The sequence below is a fragment of the Thermodesulfobacterium sp. genome (assembly GCF_030445475.1).
GTDB lineage: Bacteria > Desulfobacterota > Thermodesulfobacteria > Thermodesulfobacteriales > Thermodesulfobacteriaceae > Thermodesulfobacterium > Thermodesulfobacterium commune.
Genome location: NZ_JASUTP010000016.1, coordinates 25,970 through 32,701 on the forward strand (window position 1 = coordinate 25,970; position 6,732 = coordinate 32,701).

Consider the following 6,732-nt stretch of genomic DNA (forward strand, 5'->3'; position numbering starts at 1 on the left):
GTTTTAAAAGTTTTTGTAAAAATGTTTATTTTTAAAATTTGTATAACATAAAATATTACCTTGTCAAGTTTAATGAGATTAAAAAAACTATAATTTTATGTTTGTTTTAAAGGATTTTTCTTCTCTTTATTATCTAAGTTTTCATATTATTCTTAAAAACAACGCATAGATTACGGAGGTTGGATATGGAGAAGGGAAAAATGATGAAGGCCTGGGTAATCGATAAAGTTGGGCCCCTCTCACCCGATTCTTTAAAGCTGGTTGAACTTCCTGTTCCAGAGGTTAAGGAGGACGAAATTTTGGTTAAGGTCTACTTTTGTGGGATTTGCCATACAGAGCTTGACGAAATTGAAGGGCGAGTTACACCAGACATTTTACCCGTTGTTCCAGGGCACCAAATAGTGGGAGAGGTGGTTGAGGTAGGGCCAAAGGTTAAAAAATTTAAGATAGGAGATAAAGTAGGAGCTGGTTGGATTTATAGTTCTTGCCAAAGGTGTGAATATTGTCAAAGAGGCTTGGAGAACCTTTGTCAAGAATTTAAAGCCACAGGTAAAGACGCTAACGGAGGGTATGCAGAATATTTTAAGATAAAAGAAACTTTTGCCTTTGCCATCCCTGAGGGATTAACGCTTATGGAGGCTGCACCTTTATTTTGTGCAGGAGCTATCGGATATAGGGCTCTTAAGCTTACTCAGCTAAAAGGTGAAGAAGGAGAAACCTTAGGGCTTTCTGGTTTTGGAGCCTCAAACCATTTAGTCCTAAAACTGGTAAAAGCTCTATTTCCTAAAGTCAAAACCTATGTTTTTGCCAGAAACCCTAAACAAAGAGAACATGCACTGAGTCTTGGTGCAGATTGGGCAGGAGACTTTGAAGAAACTCCACCTGAGGGTCTTAAAGCTATAATCGATACCACTCCAGTCTGGCGTCCTTTACTTCTCCTTAAGAACCTAAAACCAAACGGAAGGTTTATCATAAACGCCGTCCGCAAGGAAGAGCAAGACAAAGAAAAACTTCTTTTTCTTGATTATGGAAGAGACCTGTGGCTTGAAAAAGAGATAAAGTCTGTGGCTAACATTACCCGTCAAGACCTTGAAGAGTTTTTGTCTCTTGCTAAAAGGTTAAAACTTAAGCCAGAGGTTATAGGTTATCATTTTTATGAAGCTCCCAAGGCCCTTTTGGAACTTAAAGAAGGTAGGATAAAAGGAGCCAAGGTCTTAGTGATAGAAGACCCTGTTGTCATATAACCTACTATACCCCCTTAAATCCTTTTATGTAATCTAACTTTGCAAATTTCTTTCGAAACCTTAAAAATTTAAAGGCAAAAAACTATAATCTATATAAGGACTTTTTAATTTTAATTTTTGTGGTATAAATAAATACATGTTTCATGGGACAACTGTGATAGCGGTAAAAAAAGACGGCAAAGTAGCCATAGCAGGAGACGGTCAAGTCACCTTTGGCAACACCATCTTAAAACACAAGGCAAAAAAGATAAGAAAACTCTATAAAGGTAACGTGGTGGTTGGTTTTGCAGGTTCTACCGCAGATGCTTTAACCCTGTTTGAGAGGTTAGAAAAAAAGCTTGAAGCTTATGGAGGACAACTTTTAAGAGCTGCGGTTGAGCTTGCTAAAGACTGGAGGACAGATAAAATCTTAAGAAGACTTGAAGCCTTTCTTATAGCTTGTGATAAAGAGCACATCCTCCTCATCTCAGGGGCAGGAGATGTGGTAGAGCCAGACGAAGAGGTGGTTGCCATAGGTTCAGGTGGTCCGATGGCCTTAGCAGCAGCCAAAGCCTTGCTAAGATATTCTGAGCTTTCTGCCAAAGAAATTGCAGAAACAGCCATCAAAATCGCAGGAGAAATCTGTATCTACACCAATTCAGAAATAACGGTTGAAGAGCTATGAATGAGCCAAAAGAGTTTACTCCAAGAGAAATCGTAGCAGAGCTTAACAGGTATATCGTAGGACAAGATAGGGCAAAAAAGGCTGTTGCCATAGCTATGCGTAACCGCTGGAGAAGACAACAGTTAAAGGAAGATTTAAAAGAAGAGATCTATCCTAAAAATATCTTGATGATCGGGCCTACAGGGGTTGGAAAAACAGAGATAGCAAGAAGGTTAGCCAAACTTTCTAACGCTCCCTTTCTAAAAGTAGAGGCCACCAAGTTTACTGAAGTAGGTTATGTAGGTAGAGACGTAGAATCGATGATAAGAGATTTAGTCCATATAGCTGTTAAAATGGTAAGAGAAGAGGAAGAGAAAAAGGTTTTAGAAAAGGCAAAAACTTTAGCAGAAGAAAGGTTGGTAGATCTTCTTATACCTCCTATTTCTTCAAAGGTAGAATATGACCCTCTCACCAGGGAAAAATTTCTTAAAATGCTAAGAGATGGGGTTTTAAATGACAGGTATGTAGAAATTGAAGTTGAGGCCTCCCAAAAACCTCCTACCATAGAAATCTTTGCAGCCTCAGGGTTAGAAGAAATAGAAATGCAACTTAGAGATATGCTTTCTACCATTTTACCGTTTAAACCTAAAAAAAGAAAAGTAAAGGTGAAAGAGGCCTTAGAGATTTTAACCAAAGAAGAAGCAGCTAAGCTTATAGACATGGACAAGGTAATAAAGGAAGCCATAAGAAGGACGGAGACAAACGGCATCATCTTTATAGATGAAATAGACAAGATTGCAAGTCGAGAAGAAGGGCATGGCCCTGATGTTTCAAGGGAAGGGGTTCAAAGAGACTTACTCCCCATCGTAGAAGGAACTACGGTTAACACCAAGTATGGAATGGTAAGAACAGATTACATCCTCTTCATCGGAAGTGGAGCCTTCCATATCGCTAAACCTTCGGATTTGATACCAGAACTTCAGGGTAGGTTTCCTATTAGAGTAGAATTGGATCCTTTAACCAAAGAAGATTTTATCCGAATCCTTACTGAAACTGAAAATGCTATCATCAAACAATACAAAGCCCTGTTAGCTACTGAACAAGTAGAGATAGATTTTACTCCAGAAGCTATAGAAGAAATTGCTAAAGTTGCCTTTGAACTTAATCAAAAGATGGAAAACATCGGTGCAAGAAGACTTTATACCGTAATGGAAAAAGTTTTAGAAGACATTTCTTTTGAGGCCCCAGATATCGCACCTACTAGAGTAGTAATCACCCCAGAATATGTAAGAGAAAAATTAGAAAATATTATACAAGATCAAGAGTTGGCAAAGTTTATTTTATAATAGGCTCGACATATAGATCATAGGTGGTTGACTTTTTTACCTTTCCTTTGATTAATTCTCCTGGAGTTAAATTAAGTTTTGAGCCTTTAGGCAAAAGAAGATAAGTGATACCGTCTACCTCAGGGGCTTGAGCTTTAGATATCCCCCAAAATCTTCCTTTTTCATCTTCCCCTAACAAAAGTACCTCTTCTTCCTTCCCTTTTCTTAACTTTAACCTTTTTTTAGAAATCTCTTTCTGTAGTCTCAAAACTTCCCGTCTTCTTCTTAACCTTTCTCTGTAAGGGACCTTAGCTGGAAGTTTTTCAGCTAAGGTACCTTCTTCAGGATAAAAAGGGAATACCCCTAAGTAATCAAACTCAATCTCTTGTAAAAAATTACAAAGGAACTCAAACTCTTTTTCTCCTTCCCCAGGAAAACCAACCATCACCGTAGTCCTGAACGCAACCTCTGGGATTACCGTTCTAAGATAAAATATAGTTTCTGCCAAAGACTCTATGTGATTAGGCCTTCTCATGGCTTTTAAAATCTCTGGATGAGCATGCTGGATAGGGAGGTCAAAATAAGGAACTACCTTAGGTATGGATAAAAAGTCTTCTAGCAATCTTTTTAGGTTAGGCACAGGATAAAGATAAAGTAACCTTATCCTAAACTCAAAAGGAAGTTTACTCAGGGTTTTAACCAGATTTACTAAATCTACTTTTGGTTTTAGGTCTAAACCATAAGAAGTTATGTCCTGAGCTACCAAGATAAGTTCCTTTACCCCAAGGGTAAGTAAAAACTCGGCTTCCTTTAGCAATAAATCTACAGGCTTACTTTTTAGACGCCCTCTTATCTGAGGGATGGTACAATAAGCACAGTTTCTATTACAACCTTCTGAGATCTTTAAAAAGGCATAAAAGGGATTTTCTGTTAGTATTCTTTCATACGGCTCTTGTTTAGCAAAATACTGATAAGGTTCTATCCCGTAAAATTCGTCTACCTCAGGTAAAAGTTCTTTTAACTTTTCTGCACCGTATCTTCCTGTTAGGCAACCAGAAACTATAAGGGATTGCCCTTGTTTTTTAATCTCCCCTAAATCCAAAATATGTTCTAACGATTCTTCTACCGCCGGTTTAATAAAAGCACAGGTATTAACCCAAAAGTGGGTTGCTTCTTCAGGAACAAGAACTATTTCTGCCCCTTGTTTAATCAACAGGGCAAGTAACTTTTCAAAATCAGCCTTGTTTTTGGCACAACCAAGGCTTACAGGATAGATCCTCAGTCTTTTTTCACTCACGAGTTTCAATAAGAAGAAACCTTTTTAAGATTTAAGACCTGATTTTTTTCGTCTAAATAAACTAAAGTGGTATAAAAGCTTTCTAACTCATTTTCAGGGACCCAAGCATAAGAGGCTATGATAATCCTATCTCCGATCTCGCCTAACCTTGCGGCTGCTCCGTTTAAAACCACCTCGCCTTTTTCTCCCTCTATAAGATAGGTTTCAAACCTGATCCCGTTGTTAATATTGTAAATCCATACAGCTTCAAAAGGTCTAAGATTAGCTTTTTTGATAAGTTCTTTATCTAAGGTTAACGAACCTTCATATAGCAAATTTTTATCAGTTATCGTGGCTAAATGAATTTTACTTTTTAGCAGTTTTATCAGCATCACCTCCCCTCGGATTTAAGGTTTTATCAATCTATTATCTATAAGTCTTGCCTTCCCTACATAAGCAGCGATCGCACAAACCACAGGTTTTTCTATTACTTCTACCGGGTCCAAAGTCTCTGGGTCTACGATCTCTATATACTGAACTATTAAGTAAGGATGCATTCTTAAGAATTCAAAAAGGGTTTTCTTTATTTTCTCAGGATTTTTTTCTCCTTCTTTTACTAATTTTTCAGCAAGTTCAAGCGCCCGGTTTAAACTTACCGCAGATTCTCTTTCCTTAGGAGATAGATAAATGTTTCTTGAACTCATCGCAAGTCCATCTGGCTCTCTTACAGTAGGGCTACCAACAATTTCTATATCAAGGTTTAAGTCTTTTACCATCTGTTTTATAACCAAAAGTTGTTGATAATCCTTTTCTCCAAAAACGGCTATATCAGGCTGTATGATGTTAAAAAGCTTTAACACAACCGTGGTAACTCCTTTAAAATGTCCTGGTCTAAAAGCTCCACACAACTTATCAGTCAGGTTTACTACCTCTACATAGGTTTGATAATCCGAGGGATACATTTCTTCTTCTGAAGGTACAAAAACCACGTCTACATTTTCCTTTTCTAACAAGCTTAAATCGCGTTCTAAATCCCTTGGATATTCTCTAAAATCTTCTCTTGGGCCAAACTGTAAAGGATTAACAAAAATGCTTACTACTACTTTATCCGCAAGGGATTTGGCCTTTCTTACCAAAGAAAGATGGCCTTCATGCAGATAACCCATCGTAGGTACAAAACCTATTTTATACCCTTGTTTTTTTAGCTCTTTAACCTTGGCCTTCATCTCAGGGATGGTTTTTATTACCTCAACCATAGCTAAAACTCCAGATTTTTATAAGGATTTAATAAATTTTCTAAATTTTCTAAAAGGATGTTTTTAAGTTGGGCTTCTCGATTAACCTTACCAAACTCGTCACTCCTTATCTGTTCTTTAAGTTCCCCTTGCACCCATTTTTTTATCTCTAAATACCGAGCTCCTTGATAGGTTTCTCTAAGGGCAAAGGTTAAAAATACATAATCATTTAATTTTAAATATAACTCACCTTCCAAAAAATCCAAAGGCTTAATCCTAACAGGATAAATTAGTTTCTTTAATATTTCATAAAGAGGCTTTCGTGAGTTTAAGATAACTACCTTTTGCCCTTCAGAAATCCTAGTTAAAAGGTCCCTCAGATCTCTATCCTCCAAAGCAATACACCCTTGAGTCCAAAAATAATCCTTCTTCCCCTTTTCTTTCTTATAAACACCACCCCCATGTATTCCTATCTTACTTCCTAAAGGCGTATGTTCTACTTTACCATTAGCTAAAAAGGTTTCCAAATACACGACCAACTGTTCTTTAGAAATAAACCCTTTGTAATAGGCCCATCCAAGGTCGTTTAAGTTAGGATAGTTTATTTCTATAAAATAACCAAAGCTTTTAGAAGGTCTTATGTCAGTTATCTTATAAAGGCCTTCTGGGGTTAAAAAGTCCCCCCTTTTTTCCTTAGGAAGTAGGCTCTCTAACCCCAACCCTACAGGATAAACTTTTTGTATTTTCTGATTCTCTAAAACCTTTAAGGTTCTTTCTCCCTTGTCTATCAAAAGTGTTAAAGCGTAACCTGAGCTTGTCATCAATAAGGTTATCAACAAAAATAAAAAAACTTTTAAAAACCTGTTTTTTATCTTCAAACTAAAAGTTTTTTTGTCCATAACTTTTAAAAAATTGAGGTGTTTATCAGAGCCCAAAAGATTTTTAGTTAAAAAGTTTGACAAAAAATTTTTTATGTTTATTATATAATAAAAAATGACTAAAGAAATAC

7 protein-coding genes are annotated in these 6,732 nt (G+C 36.8%); 3 read left to right on the top strand and 4 right to left on the bottom strand.

Translation table 11 applies throughout. The annotated features are described in order from the left end of the window. Positions 1-203: 203 nt before the first annotated feature. The 3 genes from PWP26_RS05785 to hslU all read left to right on the top strand — a co-directional run bounded on the left by PWP26_RS05785 (position 204) and on the right by hslU (position 3,233). Positions 204-1,244, top strand: a complete 1,041-nt coding sequence (locus tag PWP26_RS05785) for an alcohol dehydrogenase catalytic domain-containing protein (RefSeq protein ID WP_367652120.1) — start codon at positions 204-206, stop codon at positions 1,242-1,244. A 136-nt stretch (positions 1,245-1,380) separates the two neighbouring features. After that, a complete protein-coding gene (hslV, locus tag PWP26_RS05790; protein ID WP_038061983.1) occupies positions 1,381-1,908 on the top strand; it encodes an ATP-dependent protease subunit HslV in 528 nt (175 codons plus the stop codon). Further along, positions 1,905-3,233: an ATP-dependent protease ATPase subunit HslU gene (gene hslU, locus PWP26_RS05795; protein WP_301399215.1), complete on the top strand. Its 1,329-nt coding sequence runs from the start codon at positions 1,905-1,907 to the stop codon at positions 3,231-3,233. Before hslV ends, hslU begins: the two co-directional genes overlap by 4 nt. On the opposite strand, the gene rimO is transcribed toward hslU, so the two are convergent. The 4 genes from rimO to PWP26_RS05815 form a co-directional block, all read right to left on the bottom strand. Continuing rightward, complete coding sequence (rimO, locus tag PWP26_RS05800; RefSeq protein WP_301399220.1) at positions 3,223-4,509, bottom strand: 30S ribosomal protein S12 methylthiotransferase RimO; 1,287 nt, start codon at positions 4,507-4,509, stop codon at positions 3,223-3,225. The genes hslU and rimO overlap by 11 nt on opposite strands. 5 nt (positions 4,510-4,514) lie before the next feature. Then, positions 4,515-4,880, bottom strand: a complete 366-nt coding sequence (gene panD, locus PWP26_RS05805) for an aspartate 1-decarboxylase (protein WP_038061977.1) — start codon at positions 4,878-4,880, stop codon at positions 4,515-4,517. Between the two features lie 15 nt (positions 4,881-4,895). Then, the gene (gene panC, locus PWP26_RS05810) at positions 4,896-5,744 is read right to left on the bottom strand and encodes a pantoate--beta-alanine ligase (protein WP_038061974.1); all 849 of its coding nucleotides are present in this window, start codon (positions 5,742-5,744) and stop codon (positions 4,896-4,898) included. Positions 5,745-5,746: 2 nt separating this feature from the next. Next, a partial coding sequence (locus PWP26_RS05815) for a murein L,D-transpeptidase family protein (protein ID WP_301399218.1) occupies positions 5,747-6,732 on the bottom strand: 986 nt, incomplete at its 5' end.

Excerpts from the sequence above, each read along its gene's own strand:
- PWP26_RS05785 (WP_367652120.1), top strand. The coding sequence starts at position 204 with ATGAAGGCCTGGGTAATCGATAAAGTTGGGCCCCTCTCACCCGATTCT.
- hslV (WP_038061983.1), top strand. The coding sequence starts at position 1,381 with ATGTTTCATGGGACAACTGTGATAGCGGTAAAAAAAGACGGCAAAGTA.
- hslU (WP_301399215.1), top strand. The coding sequence starts at position 1,905 with ATGAATGAGCCAAAAGAGTTTACTCCAAGAGAAATCGTAGCAGAGCTT.
- panD (WP_038061977.1), bottom strand. The coding sequence starts at position 4,880 with ATGCTGATAAAACTGCTAAAAAGTAAAATTCATTTAGCCACGATAACT.
- panC (WP_038061974.1), bottom strand. The coding sequence starts at position 5,744 with ATGGTTGAGGTAATAAAAACCATCCCTGAGATGAAGGCCAAGGTTAAA.